At 57.4% G+C, this 22661-nt stretch carries 21 protein-coding genes; 10 read left to right on the top strand and 11 right to left on the bottom strand.

What is annotated here, in order from left to right:
- Positions 1 to 574 (top strand): NAD-binding protein (locus BIS10_RS09200; protein WP_253504607.1); only part of this gene is annotated, 574 nt, incomplete at its 5' end.
- Here BIS10_RS09200 and BIS10_RS09195 read toward each other — a convergent pair.
- From BIS10_RS09195 to BIS10_RS09155, 9 genes are all read right to left on the bottom strand, one after another.
- A complete protein-coding gene (locus BIS10_RS09195; protein ID WP_083026321.1) occupies positions 571 to 1140 on the bottom strand; it encodes a hypothetical protein in 570 nt (189 codons plus the stop codon). The two genes, BIS10_RS09200 and BIS10_RS09195, sit on opposite strands and share 4 nt — an antisense overlap.
- 44 nt (positions 1141 to 1184) lie before the next feature.
- Entirely contained in the window at positions 1185 to 2015 is an 831-nt protein-coding gene (locus tag BIS10_RS09190) for a class I SAM-dependent methyltransferase (RefSeq protein ID WP_083026319.1), read from the bottom strand.
- A gap of 110 nt (positions 2016 to 2125) precedes the next feature.
- The gene (locus tag BIS10_RS09185) at positions 2126 to 3826 is read right to left on the bottom strand and encodes an AMP-binding protein (protein ID WP_253504604.1); all 1701 of its coding nucleotides are present in this window, start codon (positions 3824 to 3826) and stop codon (positions 2126 to 2128) included.
- Between the two features lie 75 nt (positions 3827 to 3901).
- Positions 3902 to 4819 (bottom strand): hydroxymethylglutaryl-CoA lyase, encoded by a 918-nt coding sequence (locus BIS10_RS09180; protein ID WP_083026317.1) that lies wholly within the window; start codon positions 4817 to 4819, stop codon positions 3902 to 3904.
- A 9-nt stretch (positions 4820 to 4828) separates the two neighbouring features.
- Positions 4829 to 6868, bottom strand: a complete 2040-nt coding sequence (locus tag BIS10_RS09175; RefSeq protein ID WP_253504602.1) for an acetyl/propionyl/methylcrotonyl-CoA carboxylase subunit alpha — start codon at positions 6866 to 6868, stop codon at positions 4829 to 4831.
- On the bottom strand, positions 6865 to 7689 hold the full coding sequence (locus BIS10_RS09170; protein ID WP_074210504.1) for an enoyl-CoA hydratase/isomerase family protein: 825 nt from the start codon (positions 7687 to 7689) through the stop codon (positions 6865 to 6867). The genes BIS10_RS09175 and BIS10_RS09170 overlap by 4 nt, the downstream gene beginning before the upstream one ends.
- A gap of 12 nt (positions 7690 to 7701) precedes the next feature.
- A complete protein-coding gene (locus tag BIS10_RS09165) occupies positions 7702 to 9309 on the bottom strand; it encodes a carboxyl transferase domain-containing protein (protein ID WP_074210505.1) in 1608 nt (535 codons plus the stop codon).
- 22 nt (positions 9310 to 9331) lie between these two features.
- The gene (locus BIS10_RS09160) at positions 9332 to 10501 is read right to left on the bottom strand and encodes an isovaleryl-CoA dehydrogenase (RefSeq protein ID WP_054640826.1); all 1170 of its coding nucleotides are present in this window, start codon (positions 10499 to 10501) and stop codon (positions 9332 to 9334) included.
- 49 nt (positions 10502 to 10550) lie between these two features.
- Positions 10551 to 10955 carry a MerR family DNA-binding transcriptional regulator gene (locus BIS10_RS09155; protein WP_054640827.1) on the bottom strand — a complete coding sequence of 135 codons (405 nt, stop codon included), beginning with the start codon at positions 10953 to 10955 and terminating at the stop codon, positions 10551 to 10553.
- A 311-nt stretch (positions 10956 to 11266) separates the two neighbouring features.
- On the opposite strand from BIS10_RS09155, the gene BIS10_RS09150 reads away from it, so the two are divergent.
- The 9 genes from BIS10_RS09150 (at position 11267) to BIS10_RS09110 (ending at position 20520) form a co-directional block, all read left to right on the top strand.
- Positions 11267 to 12052 (top strand): ABC transporter ATP-binding protein, encoded by a 786-nt coding sequence (locus tag BIS10_RS09150; protein ID WP_253027556.1) that lies wholly within the window; start codon positions 11267 to 11269, stop codon positions 12050 to 12052.
- Positions 12049 to 12798: an ABC transporter ATP-binding protein gene (locus BIS10_RS09145; protein ID WP_054640828.1), complete on the top strand. Its 750-nt coding sequence runs from the start codon at positions 12049 to 12051 to the stop codon at positions 12796 to 12798. The genes BIS10_RS09150 and BIS10_RS09145 overlap by 4 nt, the downstream gene beginning before the upstream one ends.
- 145 nt (positions 12799 to 12943) lie before the next feature.
- Complete coding sequence (locus tag BIS10_RS09140) at positions 12944 to 14167, top strand: ABC transporter substrate-binding protein (RefSeq protein WP_235252962.1); 1224 nt, start codon at positions 12944 to 12946, stop codon at positions 14165 to 14167.
- Between the two features lie 150 nt (positions 14168 to 14317).
- A complete protein-coding gene (locus BIS10_RS09135; protein WP_253027558.1) occupies positions 14318 to 15205 on the top strand; it encodes a branched-chain amino acid ABC transporter permease in 888 nt (295 codons plus the stop codon).
- A 2-nt stretch (positions 15206 to 15207) separates the two neighbouring features.
- A complete protein-coding gene (locus BIS10_RS09130) occupies positions 15208 to 16209 on the top strand; it encodes a branched-chain amino acid ABC transporter permease (protein ID WP_253504599.1) in 1002 nt (333 codons plus the stop codon).
- Positions 16210 to 16452: 243 nt separating this feature from the next.
- Positions 16453 to 17607, top strand: coding sequence for an acyl-CoA dehydrogenase family protein (locus tag BIS10_RS09125; RefSeq protein WP_253504596.1), 1155 nt, complete (start codon positions 16453 to 16455; stop codon positions 17605 to 17607).
- Positions 17608 to 17653: 46 nt separating this feature from the next.
- Positions 17654 to 18769 (top strand): enoyl-CoA hydratase/isomerase family protein, encoded by a 1116-nt coding sequence (locus tag BIS10_RS09120; protein WP_083026306.1) that lies wholly within the window; start codon positions 17654 to 17656, stop codon positions 18767 to 18769.
- A 42-nt stretch (positions 18770 to 18811) separates the two neighbouring features.
- The gene (gene mmsB, locus BIS10_RS09115; protein ID WP_253504593.1) at positions 18812 to 19708 is read left to right on the top strand and encodes a 3-hydroxyisobutyrate dehydrogenase; all 897 of its coding nucleotides are present in this window, start codon (positions 18812 to 18814) and stop codon (positions 19706 to 19708) included.
- Between the two features lie 185 nt (positions 19709 to 19893).
- A complete protein-coding gene (locus BIS10_RS09110) occupies positions 19894 to 20520 on the top strand; it encodes a glutathione S-transferase family protein (protein ID WP_083026302.1) in 627 nt (208 codons plus the stop codon).
- 218 nt (positions 20521 to 20738) lie between these two features.
- On the opposite strand, the gene BIS10_RS09105 is transcribed toward BIS10_RS09110, so the two are convergent.
- Positions 20739 to 21659: a ketopantoate reductase family protein gene (locus BIS10_RS09105; protein ID WP_253504590.1), complete on the bottom strand. Its 921-nt coding sequence runs from the start codon at positions 21657 to 21659 to the stop codon at positions 20739 to 20741.
- Between the two features lie 598 nt (positions 21660 to 22257).
- A partial coding sequence (locus BIS10_RS09100; protein ID WP_253504588.1) for a hypothetical protein occupies positions 22258 to 22661 on the bottom strand: 404 nt, incomplete at its 5' end.

The following is a 22661-nucleotide window of genomic DNA, read 5'->3' as shown; positions in this document are numbered from 1 at the left end:
CCTGCGCAACATTCGCATTAAAAGCTACTTTGGCGACGCTAGCCGCTCGGACCCTTTAGAAACCGCCGGTATCGAGCACGCTCGGCTGCTGGTGGTCGCCATCGACGACCGCGAGCGTGCGGTGGGTATCGTCAAGCACGTTAAACAGTTCTACCCCAATGTGTGGGTGCTGGCGCGGGCCTTTGACCGGGGCCACGGCTACCAGCTGCGCGAGGCCGGTGCTGATGACGTGATCAGTGAAACGTACCACTCGGCGCTAGAGCTAGGCGGCCATGCGCTCACTGCCATGGGCGTGCATCCGATGCGCGCTAAACAGATGACCTGGGCGTTTGTGCAGAATGAAGACGCTCACGCCGATGAGCTGTTTGAAGCCTGGAAAGAGATTGATGAAGGCATCAGCTTCAGCCCCCGCTATGGCGAGCTATTTATGAAGCTGGAAGAAGCGCTGAATACCGCCATGCATCAAGATTGGCAGGCACCGCAACAAGAGGAAGTGCCGGTGTGGACGGCACCCGCCCAGGAGAGTAACGATCAACAAGAAAGTTTAAAAGCAGACAGTTTAAAAGGAGATTAGAACGGCAAATGTAGCGATGCGCTGAGCATATTGAGATGGCTTAGCGACGGCGCATCAATACGTTCGTACTCTAAGCGGCTGATCAATCGATTAACGGTCATGGTGGCACCAAAACCTTGCAGAAGGGCGGTGCCACTATCAGCTGCCATTGGCTGGTTGGTTTCTCCTCGCCATTCGGTCAGGCCAGATTTAGCGTAGATGCTAAAAGCTCCCATCCGGATACCCGCCACAATGGCGCCGCCAAGGCTCAAGGTGTCCATAATCATGGGGTTAACGCTAGAGGAGGTGGGGACTTCTTCGCTTTCGCGGTAGGCAATTTCAGCGCCAATATCGAGCTGGGGTAGCTGCCAGGGGCTAAACCCGGCGGTTAAGCGAAAGCCGGAGGTATAGGTATCTAAACTGCTTAAATCACTGCCTTCCAGTACAACCCCATTATCTAACCGCATTAATGCACTGTCCGGGGCGGCGTAAGAGATAACAGGCACGTCTTCATCGGCAAAACATCCACTAGAGGGCAGCGCAGTGCCGAACAGACTCAAGAGCAGGGTGCTTGCCAAGCGGTTCATTGGCCTTCCTCTTATCCTTTCTCATTGGCGTTATCTTTATCAGCCTAGCAACGGGTACTGATTTCCACCACGTTAATTGCGCCATTCGCCAAGTTTTCTAGCAAATTTTTTCCCATCTGCATAAATCGTTCGCCGAATACCCACTGCGGCGAGAGTACGGCGGTAAGTGGGGCCTGCTCTTTTTGCCGCTGGCGCTGGCGCCATTCAAGCGCGGTGTGGCTCCAGTCTTCGCAGTGCTGAATCTTAAAGCCACTTGCTTCTAATGTTTGGGTCAACTCGGATAACGAGAGCAAGTGCGAGTGCGCTGGCCCTTCGGCCCAGGGCACCGGAAATCTCAACGCCTCGCTGTGAGGGCCGCTGACGACTTCATGCATCACCAACTGGCCGCCAGGGCGTAGCACGCGGCGGCACTCGGCCAGTACGCGTGCAGGGTCGGGCATATTCATCAGGCTATGCTGAAACAGCACCGCGTCAAAGCTTGACTGCGCAAACGGTAGCGCGCAGGCGTCGCCCGTTACCCAGCGCAGCGTGCCATGGTGGGCTTTAGCATTGTGATGGCCTAGCGCCAAACGACTAATGGCTTGGTTAAGCGCGCTAAAGCGGTGGGTAATATCCAGTCCGGTTATATGAAAACCTTGCGCGGCACCTTGGCGCATCAGCCCGCCCAGCCCTGCGCCTATATCCAGCACGTGCTGGGGTTTGGGGTCGAGCAAGCCCAAAAGCCTTGCGGATGCGGCAATGCCGCCGATATGCAGCTGGTCCAGCGGGGCAAGCTGGTGCAGCGTGGGGCCATCGGGGTAGTGGGTGCGCAACTGGTGGAGAATATCCTGGTCGCGCAGCGCCTGATTGTAGTGGTGGGCAAGGGAAGTGGGCATGGAAAGCCTCGGTTAGGGCTAACGTCTCAGGATCAGAACAACCCTGGCGAAAGCCTCCGCTACGGGTTGTTCTGATCGACAGTTGATCGTTGTAACAGCTTCGATCCCTTTTACTTTTGGTCTTCCAGCCCCAGCTCTTTAATCGAGATTTCACGCATTTTGAATTTCTGGATTTTGCCGGTCACGGTCATCGGGAACTCATCCACAAACTTGAAGTAGCGCGGGATCTTGAAGTGGGTGATTTTGCCTTTGCAGTATTCGCGCAGGTCTTCCCCGGTAATCTCGCCCGCCGTGCTGTTGAGCTTCACCCAGGCAATCAGCTCTTCGCCGTACTTTTTATCCGGCACGCCGGTGACCTGTACTTCGGAGATCGCTGGATGAGCGTACAAGAACTCTTCGATCTCTTTCGGGTAGACGTTCTCGCCGCCGCGAATCACCATGTCTTTGATGCGACCGACGATCTGGATGTAGCCCTCGTCATCCATGGTGGCCAAGTCGCCGGTGTGCATCCAGCCCGCTTCGTCGATGGCCTCAGCAGTGGCTTTGTCATTGTTCCAATACTTCAGCATCACGCTGTAGCCACGGGTACACAGCTCGCCGATTTCGCCACGGGGTAGAATACCGCCGTTGCCGGGGGCGACGATCTTGCTCTCCAGGTGGGGCTGGGTGCGGCCCACGGTGGAAACGCGCTTTTCAATGGTGTCGTTCGCGCCGGTTTGCGTGGAGACCGGGCTGGTTTCGGTCATGCCGTAGGCGATTTGCACGCCCTTCATGTTCATCTTGTTGATGACTTGCTTCATGATTTCAGCAGGGCAAATGGAGCCCGCCATAATGCCGGTGCGCAGCGTCGAAAAATCGGTGCTGGCAAAATCCGGGTGCTCAAGCTCGGCGATGAACATGGTAGGAACACCATACAACGCAGTGGCTTTCTGCTCATGAACAGCTTTCAGCACTTTACCGGGGTCGAAGCCTTCATCTGGGTAGATCATCGCCGCGCCGTGGGTCACGCAGCCCAGGTTGCCCATTACCATGCCAAAGCAGTGGTAGAGCGGTACGGGAATCACCAAGCGGTCTTCGCTGGTAAAGCCCATGCTTTCGGCCACAAAAAAGCCGTTATTGAGAATGTTGTGGTGAGAGAGCGTGGCCCCTTTGGGAAAGCCGGTGGTGCCAGAGGTGTACTGGATATTGATCGGATCATCGAACTGCAGCGTGGCCTGTAGGTCGTCTACGTCGGTTTGGCTCACCTTGTCGGCTTCGGCGATGAAATCTGCCCAGCGCCACATGCCGCTGTGCTTGTCGGCGCTTAAATTAATCACGCACTCAAGCTCGGGCAGCTTCTGTGATTTTAGTTGACCTTCCGCGCAGCTGTTTAGCTCTGGCGCCAGCTCGAACAGCATCGCCGTGTAGTCGGAGCTTTTGAATTGGTTGGCGGTGACTAAAAAGCGCGCGCCGGACTGGTTCAGCGCGTACTCCAGCTCGTGGGTTCGGTAAGAGGGATTGATGTTCACGAGGATCGCGCCAATTTTGGCGGTGGCAAATTGGGTTAGCGTCCATTCGCTGCAGTTGGGTGCCCAAATGCCCACGCGGTCGCCTTTTTGTGCACCAATAGCGAGCAGGGCGCGGGCGCAGCGGTTCACTTCCTGCTGAAGCTCGCGGTAGCTCCAGTGAATATTCTGGTGTAGCGCAATCAGCGCGTCGTTATCCGGATACTGGGCGGCAATTTGGTCGAATTTATCGCCAATGGTCATGCCCAGCAGCGGCTTTTCTGCGGTGCTGCTGGTGTAGCTGGGCAAGGTTGCAGGTGATGCCATGATGAGTCTCCGATGTCTTTTTCTTATCTGAACGGGAAGTGACGCATTTTTAATTATTAGTTTGTTTGGGTGGCGTTACGCTGTGCTGCTTTTGGCAGACCCTTTGGCGAGGGCTACTTTGGCGCTGGGTTTGCGGCCAAGCTGCTGGGTGATCCAGTAGCCGGTATCGATCACTGCCTGCAGGTCGATGCCGGTATCGATACCCAGCCCTTCCAGCAAATAGAGCACGTCTTCGGTGGCCACATTGCCTGATGCGCCCTTGGCGTAGGGGCAGCCACCCAGACCTGCCGTGGCGGCATCAATCACGCTCACGCCTTCTTCCAGCACGGCGTACAGGTTGGCAATCGCCATGCCGTAAGTGTCGTGAAAATGAGCGGCCAGTTTCTCAATCGGCACCTGCTGGCGAGTGGCTTCGATCATCCGCTTAGCGGCCAGCGGCGTCCCCACGCCAATGGTGTCGCCCAGGGAAACTTCATAGCAGCCCATCTCATACAGTGCTTTGGCGACGTCAGCCACTTTATGGGGGGCAATGTCGCCCTCGTAAGGGCAGCCCAGCACGCAGGAGACATAGCCCCGCACCCGCACGCCTGCCTCGTTTGCGCGGGCAAGCACCGGCTCAAAGCGCGCCAGCGACTCGGCAATCGAGCAGTTGATGTTCTTCTGGGAGAACGCTTCCGATGCCGCACCGAATACCGCGACTTCCTCAACGCCTGCCTCCAGGGCGCTTTCCAACCCCTTCAGGTTTGGCGTCAGCGCGGAATACACCACGCCGTGCTGGCGCTGAATGCCGCGCATCACTTCAGCGGCATCGCCCATTTGCGGCACCCACTTGGGCGAGACAAAGCTGGCCGCTTCGATATGGCGAATGCCCGCATTCGCCAGCCGCTCAATCAGCTCGATTTTGGTGGCGGTGGGCACCAGGGTGCCCGGTTCGTTTTGCAGCCCGTCGCGGGGGGCCATTTCAAATAGCTTGATAGACGTAGGCAGTGCCATGTGTGGCTCCTATTCGCTGGGGGCAAAGTCGAGCAGCACAGCGCCCTGGCTTACCGTATCGCCTGCCTGAAAGTGGAAGGTCTCTACGCTACCATCGGCGGGGGCAGTCATGGTGTGCTCCATCTTCATGGCTTCCATCACCATCAGCGGCATGCCTTTTTCAACCTGAGCACCCGGTTCCACTAGCAGCGCCACTACCGTGCCGTTCATCGGCGCGGTGAGAGTAGATTCCGCTTCGTGGTGGCCGTGGTCGATGGCGTCGATGCGCCGCCAGAAAAGGCGGGTTTCACCGCTGGGTTCGGCCATCACCACCACATGACCATCTTTATACGCCTGTAGGCGGCGACGGTGGCCGTTCAGCGTGACGGCCACGGCATCGCCTTCCAGCGGCTGCAGGCTGGCAGTCAGCGTGCTGTTGCCAATGGTGAGCTGCCACTGGGTATCCAAGGTGGCGCGCTTGCCTTCGACGACCACTACGGCGCTGTCGCTATCCGGGGCTTGGGCGCTTGCTGGGTCGCACAGCGCAATGCGAATGGTGTGCGGCGCGTTGAGCCGGAAACCGTCGTGGCGGTCCCAGGGGGAGTCGCTTTCGCACTCCTGGGCTAATTGATGCAAACCAATCAGCGCGGCGCTGGCATAGTCCTCTGTAGAAAACTGACGCGGAGCAAACAGGGTGGCTTCGTTGCGCTCGATAAAGCGGGTATCCAGCTCGACGTTCTTAAAGCCAGGGTGATTGGCTAAGCGCTGCAAGAAGGCGCGGTTGGTGACAACGCCCTGCACATCCAGCGCCGCCAGCGCCCGGTTGAGGGTTGCCAGCGCAGCGTCACGGTCAACGCCATGCACAATCAGCTTGGCGAGCATCGGGTCGTAGTGCATCGAGACCGTATCGCCGCTCTCCACGCCGCTATCTAGGCGCACTTGATCAGCGCCTAGCCCTGCGCCTTCCAAGTCCAGCGCGAAGCGAGTGAGGAGGCCGGTTGCGGGAAGGAAGTCCTGCTCCGGGTCTTCGGCGTAAATGCGTGCTTCAAAGCTGTGGCCGGTAATGGTCAGCTCGTCCTGGCGGCAGGGCAGCGGTTCGCCCATGGCGACCCTTAGCTGCCACTCCACCAGGTCTTGGCCGGTAATCATCTCGGTAACGGGATGCTCCACCTGCAGGCGGGTGTTCATCTCCATAAAGTAGAAGGAGCCGTCGGCGTCTAACAGAAACTCCACCGTGCCCGCACCCACGTAGCCAATCTCCTGGGCGGCGCGAACGGCGGCATCGCCCATGGCGGCGCGTAGTTCAGGCGTCATGCCGGGGGCGGGGGCTTCTTCGATGACTTTTTGATGGCGGCGCTGCACGCTGCAGTCCCGCTCGAACAGATACACGCCGTTGCCGTAACGGTCGCAGAACACCTGGACTTCCACATGGCGGGGCTGTACCAAATACTTCTCGATCAGCATGCGGTCATCGCCAAACGCGGCTTTAGACTCCCGGCGGCAGCCGTCCAGCGCGGCCTGGAAGCCTTCACCGCTCTCTACCACGCGCATGCCTTTACCGCCGCCACCGGCGCTGGCTTTTAGCATGACGGGGTAGCCGATCTTATCGGCCTCGGAACGCAGCAGAGCATCGCCTTGGTCGTCGCCGTGGTAGCCGGGCACCAGAGGCACACCCGCATTCGCCATACGCGCTTTGGCGGCAGACTTGTCGCCCATGGCGGCAATGGCGGAAGCGGGCGGGCCAACAAAAGTAATGCCCGCTTGCTCTAGCGCTTTAACAAAGGTGCCGTTTTCAGACAGAAAGCCATAGCCGGGGTGAATCGCGCCGGTGCCGGTGCGTTGGGCGGCCTCAATCACCGCGTCAACGTTCAAGTAGCTTTCCCGGGCGGCGGCGGAGCCGAGGCGCACGGCTTCATCGGCTTCACGCACGTGGCGGGCGGTGGCATCGGCATCGGAATAAACAGCGACGGTTTTTAATCCCATGCGGCGGGCGGTACGCATCACGCGGCAGGCAATCTCACCGCGGTTAGCCACCAGCAGGGTATCGAATTTGGTTGGGGTAAACGTCATGAGCGTGGCTCCGCAGTGTTGTTGTGTTCTTCGGGTGACGTCCAGGCGGGGCGACGCTTGTCAAAAAAGCTGGCGAGGCCCTCTTGGCCCTCTTGGCTCACCCGCAGCTTGGCAATCACTTGGCAGGTGTGCTCACGAGTAGCATCGGCATCTGGAGCTTGGGCCACGGTGGCTAATAGTGCCTTGGTAGCCCGCTGTGCCTGAGGGGAGCCTTTAACCAGCGTAGCGATCATGCTATCCACCGCGTTATCCAAGGCATCGTGCTCCACTACCTGATGGGCTAAACCCAGGCTGAGCGCGGTTGGCGCATCCATCACTTCGGCGGTCAGCGCGTAGCGGCGCATTTGGCGCTGGCCAAGGGCGCGCTGAACGTAAGGGCTAATCACCGCAGGCGACAGGCCAATATTGACTTCCGACAGGCAAAACTTGGCTTTTTCGGACGCCACGACGATATCGCAGCAGGCGGCTAAGCCCACCGCGCCACCAAACGCCGCCCCCTGTACGCGGCAGATGGTCGGGCAGGGCAGGGTATCCAGGCCGTGCATCAGCGCCGCAAGCTTGCGGGAATCCGCTAGGTTATCTTCCAGGTCGTAATCGACCATGCGCTTCATCCAGTTCAGGTCAGCACCTGCGGAGAAGCTTTTACCTTCAGAGCCGAGCACCACCACCCGCACGTCGCCTGCACTTGCCAAGTCGTGTAGCTTTTCCAGATGAGCATTGAGTTCGGCAATCAGGCTATCGTCAAAGGCGTTATGCACCTCTGGGCGGTTTAAGGTTAGGCGAGCGATACCCGCCTCGATGACTAATGTTGAGTAAGCCATGATGTTCGCCCCTTACATCCGGAACACGCCGAAGCGCGTCTCTTTGACTTCGGCATTCATCGCGGCGGCCAGTGACAGCCCCAGCACATCGCGGGTTTGCATCGGGTCGATCACGCCGTCATCCCACAGGCGGGCGCTGGCGTAGTAGGGGTGGCCCTGATGCTCGTACTGGTCGCGGGTGGGCTTTTTGAACGCTTCTTCGTCCTCTTTGCTCCATTCTTGGCCTTCGCGCTCGTACTGCTCGCGTTTTACCTGGGAAAGTACGCCCGCCGCCTGTTCGCCGCCCATCACCGAAATACGCGCGTTGGGCCACATAAACAGCAGGTTGGGGTCGTAAGCACGACCACACATACCGTAGTTACCCGCGCCGAAGCTGCCGCCAATCAGCACGGTGTATTTCGGCACGTTGGCGCAGGCCACGGCGGTGACGAGTTTGGCGCCGTGCTTGGCAATGCCTTCATGCTCGTACTTGGAGCCAACCATAAAGCCGGTGATGTTCTGCAGGAACACCAGCGGGATTTTGCGCTGGGCGCACAGCTCAATAAAGTGCGCACCTTTTACCGCGCTCTCAGAAAACAGCACGCCGTTATTCGCCACGATCCCCACCGGGTAGCCGTGAATATGGGCAAAACCGGTCACCAGCGTGTCGCCGTAGTAGCGTTTGAACTCGTCAAAGTCGGAGCCATCGACGATGCGGCCGATCACTTCGCGTACGTCGTAGGGCTTTTTCAGGTCGGTGCCGACGATGCCGTAAAGCTCTGAAGGGTCGAGCTTGGGCGGCCTAGGCGGCTGCATGGCCAGCTGGCCGCGCTTTTGCCAGTTCAGACGCGATACGCAGGCGCGGGCAAGCTGCAGCGCATGGGCGTCATTTTCGGCGTAGTGGTCGGCTACACCGCTCACTTTGGCGTGAACATCCGCACCGCCCAGGTCTTCCGCGCTGATGCTCTCCCCCGTGGCGGCTTTTACCAGTGGTGGGCCACCCAGGAAGATCGTGCCTTGCTCTTTAACAATGATGGACTCATCCGCCATGGCAGGCACATACGCACCCCCTGCGGTACAGGAGCCCATCACCACGGCGATCTGCGGAATGCCTTCAGCGGACATCGTGGCCTGGTTGTAGAAAATACGCCCGAAGTGGTCACGGTCAGGGAAGACTTCGTCCTGGCGGGGCAGGAAGGCACCGCCAGAATCCACCAAGTAGATGCACGGCAGGCGGTGCTTGCGGGCAATTTCCTGGGCACGCAGGTGCTTTTTCACCGTTAGCGGGAAATAGGTGCCGCCTTTTACCGTGGCGTCGTTGGCCACAATCACGCACTCAACGCCAGATACCCGACCAATCCCGGTGATCACGCCTGCGGCAGGTACCTCACTGTCGTAAACGTGATGCGCCGCCAGCGCGGAAAACTCCAGAAACGGCGAGCCTTCATCAATCAAATGGTCGATGCGGTCACGCACGTACAGCTTGCCACGGCTCTCATGGCGGGCGCGGGCTTTCTCACCGCCTCCTTCTGCAATGGCCGCAGTGAGTTCACGGAGTTTGTTGACTTCCCCCAGCATGGCGGCCTCGTTGGCCTGAAACACATCGCTGCGCGGGTTGATCTGTGTGGAGAGTGTGCTCATGGCGCGCCCCTGCTAATTTTTGTTAAAGGCTTTCGGTGAAAAGTTCGCGGCCAATCAGCATCCGGCGAATCTCGCTGGTGCCCGCGCCAATTTCGTAAAGCTTCGCGTCGCGCAGCAGGCGGCCGGTGGGGTACTCGTTGATATAACCGTTGCCGCCCAGTAGCTGGATGGCATCCAGCGCGACCTGGGTGGCTTTTTCAGCGCAGTAGAGGATGACACCAGCGGCATCTTTACGAGAAGTTTGGCCACGGTCGCAGGCGGCCGCGACGGCGTATAAATAAGCGCGGCAGGCGTTTAGGGTGGTGTACATATCCGCCACCTTGCCCTGCACCAGTTGGAACTCACCGATGGATTGATTGAACTGCTTACGCTCATGGATGTAAGGAATGACGATGTCCATGGCGGCTTGCATGATGCCAATGGGGCCAGCGGCCAGAACGGTGCGCTCGTAATCCAGGCCGCTCATCAATACGCGAACGCCTTTGCCTACTTCGCCCAGCACGTTCTCGGCGGGTACGCGGCAATCCTGGAAGACCAGCTCGCAGGTGTTGGAGCCACGCATGCCCAGCTTGTCGAGCTTCTGGGCGGTGGAAAAGCCCGGCATGCCTTTTTCGATAATAAAGGCGGTGATGCCTTTGGAGCCGGCATCCGGGTCGGTTTTGGCGTACACCACCAGCACATCGGCATCGGGACCGTTGGTGATCCACATTTTGTTGCCGTTGAGAATGTAGTGGTCGCCATCCTCTTTGGCGCGCAGCTGCATGGAGACCACATCGGAGCCAGCGCCGGGCTCTGACATCGCCAGCGCGCCCACGTGGTCGCCGCTCATTAGCTTGGGCAGGTATTTGGCTTTTTGCTCGGCGGAGGCGTTGATCTTGAGCTGGTTAACGCACAGGTTGGAGTGCGCGCCGTAGGAGAGCCCGACGGAAGCACTGGCCCGGGAGATCTCCTCCATGGCGATACAGTGGGCCAAGTAGCCCATACCGCTGCCGCCATCTTCTTCCGGTACGGTAATGCCCAGCAGGCCCATATCGCCGAATTTCTTCCACAGGTCGTTGGGAAACTCATTGTTGTGGTCGATCTCGGCGGCGCGTGGGGCAATCTCACTGGCGGCAAAGGCGTTGACCTGCTCACGCAGCATGTTCAGTTCATCGTCAAGACCGAAATTTAGTTCTGAATAGTGGGAAAACATGGTCAACCACCTTGTCGTTGTTAATCGGGTCGTTATTCGTTGAGGTTGTTTATTTCGCGGTGGCCGGATGTTTCTCGTTAAGCTCTTCGAGGGCTTGGCGGCAGCGAATCTCAGCGCTTTCAAGCTCCAACTGCACCATCGTGATGTCTTTCATCTGCTGTTCCAGCGCGGCTTTACGCTCGCTGATTTTGCTCAGCATCAGGTGTAGCTGCTTTTCGCTGCCGCTGCGGGTCTCATCCCACAGCTCAAACAGCTCGCGGATTTCCGCCAGCGAAAACCCCAGGCGTTTGCCGCGCAGTGTCAGCTTTAGCCGTACGCGATCTTTACTGCTGTAAATACGTGTCTGGCCCCGGCGGGTGGGATGCAGTAGCTCCTGATCTTCATAAAAGCGGATGCTACGCGTGGTCACATCAAACTCGCTGGCCAGTTCGCTGATCGAGTAGGTTTTGCTCATGATCGTTATTCTCGTCGATAGGGGGATGTCCCTATGGAACACTGACCATGAGGCTAAAACAAGTTTACGTTAACGTAAAGCTGAGATTGCAATGAGTGAGTTACCGTTGAATTTTAAAAAATAACTGATAAATAAAGGCTTTTAAGCTTTAATTTGGTGCATCAGAGTGGTGCGTAGACCAAAGTTGTAATTGTAATACCCTGTGTGGGGTTGCTAGTTTGCACTTACACCTTACGTTCAGGTAAGGATGCGTTGCTGGCTAACGAGTTTCGCTTCCCACCGTACAAGAACAACAAGAGGCGTCCTACCTCATGCGTGCAGACGAAGTGACCAAGGGGCCAGTGCTCGAAACTCGAGGGCTGACCAAAGAGTTTCGCGGCTTTACCGCCGTGGATAACGTAAACCTCCAGGTGCAGGAGGGGCATATTCATGCCCTGATTGGCCCAAACGGTGCAGGTAAAACGACGGTCTTTAACCTGTTAACCAAGTTTTTGCCCCCTACGCGGGGCGAGATTCTCTATCGTGGCCAACCCATCACTAGCAAAAAATCCAACGAGATCGCCCAGCTTGGCTTAGTGCGTTCGTTTCAGATTTCAGCGGTGTTTGCCCACATGACCGCACTGGAAAACGTGCGCGTAGCGCTTCAGCGCCAGCTGGGCACGTCGTTCCACTTCTGGAAATCGGAAAAAACGCTGGACCACCTCAACGACCGCGCCCTAGCGCTGCTCGATGAAGTGGGCCTGCGCGAATACGCCGATACGCTCACTGTGGAAATGCCCTATGGCCGCAAGCGCGCCTTAGAAGTGGCCACCACGCTGGCGCTGGACCCCAGCATGATGCTGCTAGACGAGCCGACCCAGGGCATGGGCGCGGAAGATGTTGACCGTATCGTGGCGCTGATCAAACGGGTTTCCCAAGGCCGCACGGTGTTGATGGTGGAGCACAACCTTAGCGTGGTCAGCCGCTTGTGTGATCGTATTACCGTATTGGCGCGGGGCGCGGTGCTGGCAGAAGGGGATTACGACACGGTTTCCCGCAACCCCTTAGTGCGTGAAGCCTATATGGGCAGCGAAGCGGCTGAGGAGGCTGCCGTATGAATACCGCAGAAGCATTCGAGAGCCAAGAAGCCCCAGAAAACCAGACCCTAGAGATGCTGCGAGTGCAAGACCTGCACGCCTTCTATGGCGAATCGCACATTCTGCATGGGGTGAATTTCGATGTGAAGCGTGGCGAGCTGGTGACTCTGCTGGGCCGCAACGGCGCGGGCCGCAGTACCACGCTAAAAGCGATTATGAATATGGTGGGGCGGCGCACCGGTTCGATTGTCATTAATGGCAATGAAACCCTGCGCATGAAGCCGCACCATATTCCCCGGTTAGGGATTGGCTACTGCCCGGAAGAGCGCGGCATTTTTGCGAGCTTAGATGTTCACGAAAACCTGCTGCTGCCACCCACTGTGCGTTCAGGCGGAATGAGCTTGGATGAAATCTACGGCATGTTCCCCAACCTCTACGAGCGTCGCAAAAGCCAGGGCACGCGACTCTCCGGCGGCGAACAGCAGATGCTGGCCATGGCGCGCATTCTGCGTACCGGTGCGCGCTTGCTGCTGCTGGATGAAATCACCGAAGGCTTGGCGCCGGTCATCGTGCAAAAACTGGGCGAGGTATTAGTGCAGCTAAAAGAGCGCGGCATGACCATCGTGCTGGTTGAGCAGAACTTCCGCTTTGCTGCCCCGCTGGCTGACCGCCACTTTGTGATGGATCACGGCCAAATTGTTGAGGAGATCACCGCCGAGCAGTTGCCTTCCCGGCGGGAACATTTAAACAGCATGCTGGGGGTATAAATCGCACACCATCTAAACTGTAAGCACGGCTTTAAAAAACAACAAACGCAACACTTACGTTCCATACACAAGCGCTCCACACACAAACGCTATAACTGAACGTCCGCATCATAAAAACAAAGGCCCTCAGGGCCAGGAGACGAACATGACCTATATGAAGAAAACGCTGGCCGCCAGCATCGCCGTTGCCGCTGCCTCCAGCATGGCGATCTCGACCGCCCACGCCGAGATCAGCGATGGTGAAGTGCGTATTGGCTACTTAGCCGATATGTCCGGCACCTACCGTGATTTGGCTGGCCCAGGTGGCCAAACTGCGATGGAAATGGCGGTGGCCGATTTTGGCGGCAGCGTGAACGGCTCGCCCATTGTGATTTTCAGCGCTGATGACCGCAACAGTGCCGACGTAGGCGCCAACACCGTGCGCGAGTGGATCGACCAGCGTAACGTCGATATGGTGGGTGGTTTGGTAGCCTCTTCTGTTTCTATCGCTGTGACCAAAGTGTTGCAAGAGAACAACGGCCTGGGCATCGTCTCTGGCTCGGCGGCGTCTAGTATTACCAACGAACACTGCACTCCGAACCATATTCACTGGGTATACGACACCTATCCGCTGGCCAACGGCACCGCGAAGGCCGTCGTTGAGCAGGGCGGCGATAGCTGGTTCCTGCTCACTGCGGATTACGCCTTCGGCCATGCACTGGAAGCCGACGTGACCAGTGTGGTAGAAGCCAATGGCGGTGAAATTGTCGGCGGCGTGCGTCACCCGTTCCCCACCAGCGACTTCTCCTCCTACATTCTTCAGGCGCAGGGTTCTGGAGCGAAAATTGTCGGCCTAGCCAATGCCGGTGCCGACACGGTCAACGCGATTACCACCGCCAGCCAGTTTGGTCTGACCCAAAGCGGCCAGCAATTAGCAGGCCTGCTGATCTTCCTTAACGACGTACACGCGCTGGGGCTAGAAGCCACCCAAGGGCTGCTGCTGACCACCGGCTGGTACTGGGACATGGATGAAGAGTCCCGCGCTTGGTCCGAGCGTTACTTTGAAGAAACAGGCCGTATGCCCACCATGGTGCAAGCCGGTATCTACTCCAGCACTATGCACTACCTGAAAGCCGTGGAAGCCGCTGGCACCGATGACCCCGAAACCGTGCGCGCGAAAATGGCCGAAGAGCCGATCAACGACTTCTTCGCCCGTAACGGCAGCATTCGTGAAGATGGCCGTATGATTCACGACATGTACCTAGCCCAGGTAAAAACGCCGGAAGAGTCTACCGGTGAGTGGGACCTCTACGAGATCCTTAGCACCATTCCCGCCGCAGAAGCCTACCGTCCGCTGTCTGAAAGCCAGTGCTCGCTGGTACAGAACTGATCTGCTGACGCGCTCCAGGCTCAGGCATCTGCTGCCTTGGCCTGGGGCCAAGCAAGCCGTAAAGGCGTGACGAAAGGCGTTTCTAACAATAAGCAACGCGCTGGGGCAGCCCCATAGGGCTGCCCGCTTAGCGGCGAGGAGAGTCATACCATGACGATGATATTCGGCGTGCCAATGGCCGTGTTCATGGGCCAGCTAACGCTTGGGCTTGTGAACGGTGCCTTTTACGCACTGCTTAGTTTGGGCCTGGCGGTCATCTTCGGCCTACTGAAGATCGTCAACTTTGCCCACGGGGCGCAGTACATGCTGGGAGCCTTCGCCGCGCTGCTAGGCTTTCGCTACCTGGGCATTAACTATTGGCTAGCACTGATTTTAGTCCCGCTGGTGGTGGGTGGTTGTGGCATGCTGATGGAGCGCTTTCTGCTACGTCGCATTGCCCACCTCGACCACCTCTACGGGCTGCTGCTGACCTTCGGGTTGGCGCTGATTTTCGAAGGCACATTAATTAACTTATTCGGCGTTTCTGGGGCGCGCTACGCTACCCCTGAAATTCTGCAGGGCGGCCTTAACCTGGGCTTTATGTTCTTACCTACCTACCGTGCTTGGGTGTTAGTAGCGGCGCTGGCCATGTGTCTATTCACCTGGTTCATGATTGAGCGTACCCGCTTGGGTGCCTACCTGCGCGCCGGTACGGAAAACTCCCAACTGATGCAGGCGTTCGGCGTGAACGTACCGCTGCTGATTACCCTAACCTACGGGTTTGGGGTCGGGCTTGCCGCCTTTGCAGGCGTGCTGGCGGCACCGCTTTATCCGGTATCGCCCACTATGGGCTCAAGCCTATTGATTGTGGTGTTTGCGGTGGTCGTTATCGGCGGTATGGGCTCCATTTTAGGCGCCATTTTAACCGGCCTCGGGATGGGTATTATTGAAGGGTTAACTAAGGTGTACTACCCGGAAGCCTCTAATACCGTGATCTTTCTAGTGATGATCCTGGTACTCATGTTACGCCCCGCTGGGCTGTTCGGTAAGGAGGCATAACCATGACAACAACGCATACCACCTCGGCAACCCAGTTGCCCTCCGCGGTGCAGGAGCGCCAACGGCGCGCCAAGCTACGCCGCAATATGTTCTACCTTGTGCTGCTGGCGATGGGGTTAGTTGCTCCCTTTGTGGCGTACCCCGTCTTCTTAATGAAGATTCTCTGTTTTGCGCTGTTTGCCTGCGCTTTCAACCTACTGTTGGGCTACGCCGGGCTGCTCTCATTTGGCCATGCGGCCTTCCTAGCCACCGGCGGCTATGTGACCGGCTACTTGCTGGCCAGCTACCCAGGCTTAACGCCAGAGCTAGGCATTCTTGCGGGTACGTTAATGGCAACGCTGCTAGGCGTACTGTTTGGAGTGCTCTCCATTCGCCGCCAGGGCATTTACTTCGCCATGGTCACGCTGGCGCTGGCACAGCTGATGTTCTTCGTGTTCGTGCAGTCGTCGTTCACCGGTGGGGAGGATGGCCTGCACGGTGTGCCGAGAGGGCACCTGTTTGGCGTGATCGATTTGAGCAGCAACTTGGCGATGTACTACTTCGTCTTCGCCGTGTTCGTGTTTGGCTTCGCGGTGATTCAGCGCACGGTTCATTCACCCTTTGGGCAAGTGCTGAAAGCCATTCGGGAGAACGAGCCCCGCGCCGTGTCGCTGGGCTACAACGTCGATGCCTACAAGCTGTTAGCTTTCGTGCTCTCGGCGGCGCTGGCGGGCTTGGCAGGTTCCACCAAAACCGTGGTGTTCCAGCTGGCCTCGCTCACCGATGCCCATTGGCATATGTCGGGTGAGGTGATTTTGATGACGCTGCTGGGCGGTGTAGGCACACTGCTTGGCCCGCTGATGGGGGCAGGATTAGTGGTTAGCCTGCAGCACCTGCTGGCGCAGTCGCCGTTGGGGAACTGGGTAAGCGTGATTCTGGGCATCATCTTCGTGGTGTGCGTGCTGAGCTTCCGTAGCGGCATCATCGGCGAGCTGGCCAAAATGTACCGTAAAAACTTTAAATAATGGATTCCCGTTAACCGCGTCTGTCCGTGGATTGGGTGCCTTCGGGCACCCTTTTTTCTGCTTGTGAAATAAGGCCGTAAGCCCATTTCTACGCCAAAGGTCTTGGGGGATTTGGTTGCGCAAGGTGGGGTAAGAATATAAGTTAACGTAAACGTCAACATTGCTAATAATGACAACAGCCAATGCGTGACTTGCCTGCCGCCTGCCTAGGCGCGGTGCATCCACGCACTGTGGAGATACGCCATGAATTTTGAGCTAAGTGAAGACCAAGTCGCTTTTTCTGATATGGCCCGGGCGTTCGCCCAGAACGAGCTGGAGCCCCATGCCGCCGAATGGGACGCAGAATCTTTTTTCCCCGTCGATGTGATTCGTAAAGCAGGGGAGTTGGGCTTTTGCTCGCTCTACGCCCCGGAAAGCGTCGGCGGGCTGGGCCTTTCCCGGCTCGATGCCAGCATTATTTTTGAACAGCTCTCGATGGGCTGCACCTCCACCACCGCGTACCTGACCATTCATAACATGGTGACCTGGATGCTGGCTGATTTCGGCACCCCAGAAGCCGTTGAGCAGTGGGGCGAAAAGCTGGCGACCGGCGAGCTGCTAGGCTCTTACTGCTTAACCGAACCCAACGCAGGCTCCGACGCGGCCTCGCTGAAAACCTCCGCCAAGCGTGATGGCGAACACTACGTGCTGAACGGCAGCAAGATGTTTATTTCCGGCGCGGGTAGCACCGATTTCCTGGTGGTGATGGCGCGCACAGGCGGCGAAGGCCCCGGCGGCGTTTCCGCCTTCGCGGTGGATGCGAAGAGCGAGGGCATCAGTTACGGCCGCAAAGAGGACAAAATGGGTTGGAACAGCCAGCCCACCCGCATGATCACCTTTGAAGACGTACGCGTCCCCGCCAACCACCTGCTGGGCAACGAGGGCGACGGCTTCAAAATCGCCATGAAGGGCCTGGACGGCGGGCGCATCAACATTGCGACGTGTTCGATCGGCACCGCTCAGCAGGCGCTCAATAAAGCCCGCGAGTACATGCTAGAGCGCAAGCAGTTCGGCAAGCGCCTGGCCGAGTTCCAAGCGCTGCAGTTCCGCCTAGCCGATATGGTGACCGAGCTGGTGGCCGCCCGCCAACTGGTGCGCATGGCCGCCACCAAGCTGGATGCGGGCCACCCGGATGCCACCACCTACTGTGCGATGGCCAAGCGGTTCGCTACCGATGTGGGCTTCAAGGTGTGCGACGAAGCGCTGCAGCTCTACGGCGGCAATGGCTACATCAAGGAGTACCCGATGGAGCGCTACGTGCGCGACACCCGCGTACACCGTATTCTGGAAGGCACCAACGAGATCATGCGGCTAATTATTTCCCGCCGCGTACTGGCCGACGGTGCCGCTGAGCTATAGCCGCCAGGGCACATCTCACCAAGCCCCGAGCATATAAGGACAAACCATGAGTTGCGTACTGTTTGAAGAGCACACCACCCAAGATGGCCACGTGATTGGCGAGATTACCCTGAACGCCGAGCGCTCTTTAAATGCGCTCACGCTGGAAATGATCGAAGAGATCCTGCCGCGCCTAAACCAGTGGCAAAGCGACGAGCGGGTCGTAGCCGTGCTGCTGGATAGCGCAGGCGAAAAAGCCTTCTGCGCCGGTGGTGATGTGGTCAACCTCTACAAGGCCATTCAGGGCGACGGCGCAGCCGATTTCCCCGAGCGCTTCTTCGAGAACGAGTACCGCCTGGATTACCAACTGCATACTTTCCCCAAACCGGTGATTTGCTGGGGCAACGGCATCGTGATGGGCGGAGGCATGGGCCTGTTAAGCGGTAGCAGCCACCGCATCGTTACGGAAACCTCGCGGCTCGCCATGCCAGAAGTCACCATTGGGTTGTACCCGGATGTAGGCGCGAGCTGGTTCCTTAACCGCCTACCGGGCGGCGCCGGGCGGTTTCTGGCCATGACTGGCGGGCAAATTAACGCCCCGGACGCGGTTCATCTAGGCCTAGCCGACCGCGCCATTGCCAGCCACCACCGTGGCGCACTGGCTGAAAAGCTATTGGAGGCCAGCTGGGGCGAAGGCGAACACACCGACGCCCACGGCGTGGTGAATCACGTACTGCGCGAGCTGGAACAGGCCTCCCAAGAGGTGTTCGCGGAGATGGAAGCGCCGGTTTACAAGTCGTCTTCTTTAATTCGTGAGCTGATGGACCACGACACCGTCGAGCAGATGGTTGAAGCCGTGCTGGCAGTCGAGACCGACGACAAGTGGTTCAGCAAAGCGCAAAAAACCTTGGCCCACGGCAGCCCCGTCTCGGTTAAATTGATTCACGAGCAGCTCGCCCGCGCCAAGCATATGTCGTTGGCGGAAGTGTTTCAGTTTGAGCTTTCGCTCTCTGTGCAGTGCTGCCGCCACCGGGAGTTCCCCGAAGGCGTGCGCGCGCTGCTGGTGGATAAAGACGGCCAGCCAAGCTGGACCTACCCAGATGTGGCCTCGGTCGAGCCCTCCTTTATAGACGAGCTGCTGGCACCCGCATGGGACACCAACCCGCTGGCAGATCTTAAATAACGCACACTGCACTCTCTACAACACGCTAATAAGGATAAAAAGATGACTACCGTTGCGTTTATTGGTTTAGGCAATATGGGCGGCCCCATGGCCGCCAATTTGGCGAAAGCAGGCTTTACCGTGCGCGCCTTCGACCTTTCCGCCCAAGCGCAGGAAACCGCTAAATCTCAAGGCTGCGAGATTGCCGCCACCGCTTCGGAAGCGGCCACCGACGCCGACTTCATTATTTCCATGCTGCCCGCAGGCAAGCACGTGCGCGGGCTTTACGTGGATGGTGACGCGCCGCTGTTTGAAGTAATTAAACCAAGCGCGCTGGTGATTGACTGCTCCACCATCGATGCCGACACCGCCCGTCACGTAGCCGCGGCTGGCGCTGAAAAGGGCATTGGCTTTGTGGATGCGCCGGTTTCCGGTGGGGTAGGCGGTGCCCAAGCGGGCACGCTGACCTTTATCGTCGGCGGCTCGGAGGCTCAGTTCGCCCAGGCGCAGCCGGTGCTGCAAGCCATGGGTAAAAACATCTTCCACGCCGGTGACCACGGCGCGGGGCAGGTGGCTAAAGTGTGCAACAACATGCTGCTCTCGATTCTGATGGCAGGCACCTGCGAAGCGATCAACATGGGCGTCAAAAACGGCCTCGACCCCGCTGTGCTGTCAGAAATCATGAAGCAAAGCTCCGGCGGCAACTGGGCGCTTAACGTCTACAACCCCTACCCCGGGGTGATGGAAAACGCCCCCGCCTCGAAAGGCTACCAGGGCGGCTTCCAGGTGGATCTAATGATCAAAGATTTAGGCCTAGCCATGGATGTTAGCCAGCAAAGCGCATCCCCCGTGCCCATGGGCTCCGCCGCCCGTTCGCTGTTCACACTGCACAAAGCAGGCGGCAACGGCAAACTCGACTTCTCCAGCCTGCTCAAGCTGTATCAGGATAAGGGTGAGTAGTAAGCGGTAAATCGTGAGGAGCGAGTCGTGAGTGGCCGGGCGTAAGGGGAGGGTGTGGGGTGGTAGGCAGCTTTAGCTCGCGACCTGTTCGCTAAGCCCCACAACCCTGATAAAGCGGCCAACTTGCCACTCACCCCCACCCAAGGCACACTCAAAAACTTTCCTAACCAACAATAAGGATTGCCATGATTACGCTTTGGGGCCGCAACAACTCCACCAACGTCAAAAAAGTGCTCTGGGTACTGGAAGAACTGGAACTACCGTTCGAGCAGATCATGGCGGGCCTGCAACACGGCGTAAACGACACGCCAGAATACCTCGCCATGAACCCCAACGGTTTGGTGCCGCTGCTTAAAGATGACGCTACCCAAAGCGTGCTATGGGAGTCCAACACCATCATCCGCTACCTAGCGGCGCAGTACGGCCCCAACCATTTATGGATTGAAAGCCCTGCCAAACGGGCGCAAATGGAAAAGTGGATGGATTGGTCCAGCAGCCTGCTAACCCCCGCCCACCGCACCATTTTGATGGGCTATGTACGCACCCCACCGGAACAGCGCGATAGCACACTGCTAGACCCCGCCATTGCCACCTGCGAAAAACTCTTCGCCCAGCTAGACGTCGCGTTAAGCCAGCAACCCTGGTTCTCTGGCGACGACTTTGGCCTTGCCGATATCGCCATCGCCCCGTTCACCTACAACCTGTTAAACAGCGGCCTTACTTGGCAGCCCCGCCCGCATCTACAGCGCTGGGTAGAGCAGCTCGCCGAACGCCCCGCCTACCGCAAGGTAGTGATGATTCCCGTCACTTAAAAAGCCATTGCTAACCCAACGAGCAACCACGCCTACGAGCTAAACACATCTTGTAGTGCGTGATAACGAGCAACGTGAGGTAACCGCGAGGGGCAGCAACGCTGCCCTGGGCTGTTATCGACATACTCAATCAACCCGTAGGCTTGTTATTACAACACTCAAATTTATTACCCGTGAGAGGGCGCTTTAGCGCGCGACGATCAAGCTACCAAAGCTCGTTAAAACCCTGACTCCAACAACGCCAACTCCTGATCCAACCCCTTTAATACCTCACACCCCAACCCATGCTGCTCGGCACGTTCAATCAACGGCCCCAAAATCGCCCCGCGCTCGGTAGGCCGCTTCGCCTCCACGTCCTGCAGCATCGAGGCTTTATTGTTCGCGGTGTTCTCCACCACTTGCCATACCAACGCCAACCACGCGGCTTCACCCTCGCCACCACTCGGCGGCACAACGCCTTCCTTCGCTAAAATTGCCGCCACTTCTTTCACCACGGCAATTACTAGGCCTGAGTAGGCATTCCCACGAAGCTCTCCGTTACGCACGCCATGCAACGCCACCAGGGGGTTAATCGCCGCGTTTACCGCTAGCTTCTGCCACAAGCGGCTGCGGATATCGTTCACAGCCGTAGCGGTAAACCCAGCCTCACTCAATAGCGCCGCTAAGGATTCCGCTAACCCTGCGTGCTGGTTATCCAAATCCCCGATAAACGTTGGCCCACGGCCTGCGTGTACCACGCCACCATCTCCGGTTAAGTACGCCCCCTGAGTAGTGGTAGCGCACAGCACCGGCCCAGGCCACGTTTGGGTGATGCGCGGCTGGGCATAAAAACCGTTCTGCCACAGCACCAACGGGGTAGAGGGGGGCAGCAGGCTGGCAATACTAGAAAGCGCCGCCTCTGCGGCCATGGCTTTGGTGGTGATATGCACAAACGCAGGCGGCTTAGGCGCATTAGCCGCCAGCTGTTTAGCGGTGAGTGAGGTTAAGTGCTGAACACGCGCTTCGCCTTCCGGCGTGGTTAGCACCTGCCGCGTAGGCAACTCACGGCGACCAATCACCGCCACCTCCACAAACGGGGCCAGCGAGTGCGCCAACAGGCGGCCAATGGCCCCAGGGCCAAGAATCCAGTGGGTTGTCATGGGTAAAGCATCTTCAGCAACGAGAGTGCCGCCAAGCTTACCGCGTTCGGTGTGGGGAGGCTAAGGAGAGAAAAAGGGTTGGGGTTAGGCTATTTTTTTAGTGACGTGGGTAAGGATAGTTTGGTAGGTTTGAAGCTAAGCTAATTTGGTTAGTCGATGATGATTGGAAGATGGCGATAGTTATTGCCAAGCAGGAAGTGATAGGGAATGTCAGGTTTCGACCCTAAGCGGACATGCCAGGAAATACAGTAGGCGCGCGAATTTTCGATATACAGCCTAATTAAAGTCAATGTATTTAAAAATCATAGACTTAGAAGAGCCTAGCAGGCTGTGTTTACCGGGAAAAAGTGCTAGCACGTTCATTCAATCATAAAGCGCGCCGTCTAATACACTGTTAGTTTTCTCATCAACATCATCATTTGTCATCAAGGTTAGAAATGGATACTTTCATTGAGTTTGTAAAATCAGATATTGGGGTCACACTGGCTTGGGTATGTACTGTAGGAAGTACTTTATTTGCTGTAATTACATCAAAGAAGAATAAACAGTTGAAAATAAAAATTGGTGAAATAACAAATAATTCTACAGTGGATAATAGTCAGGATAGTGTTATACAAAGCGGCCAGAATAATGTATATACAAAGAATAATTCAGGCGGCATGAGAATAGACATGTAAGGGACTAAACCGTGTCCATAGGAAATGAAGGGGGTGATTCCTGTGAATAAAACAGTTAAAGTTGAACGTAATGCTGGAAATATCTTTATTGGGAACTCTCCCGAATATGAGATCAGCTCAGCTATAAATGAATTGCTAAAGTCATTAGCTAATAAGCCGTTTGCGTTTAAGAAAAGCAGAAGGCGACCATCTTCTGAAACAGTTGTAAAGATACAATACAATAATCTTAAACCTGAATCCGTGAAGCCGGCGCCGACACTTTCCCTATCACCGCCAGCGAGCACTTTTTGATCATTCGCCCCGTGCAAGTTGGCTTTCGCAAGCC

Source organism: Halomonas sp. 707B3, from assembly GCF_024158645.1.
Lineage (GTDB): Bacteria > Pseudomonadota > Gammaproteobacteria > Pseudomonadales > Halomonadaceae > Vreelandella > Vreelandella lionensis.
This window is presented reverse-complemented; position numbering and strand designations above follow the sequence as displayed.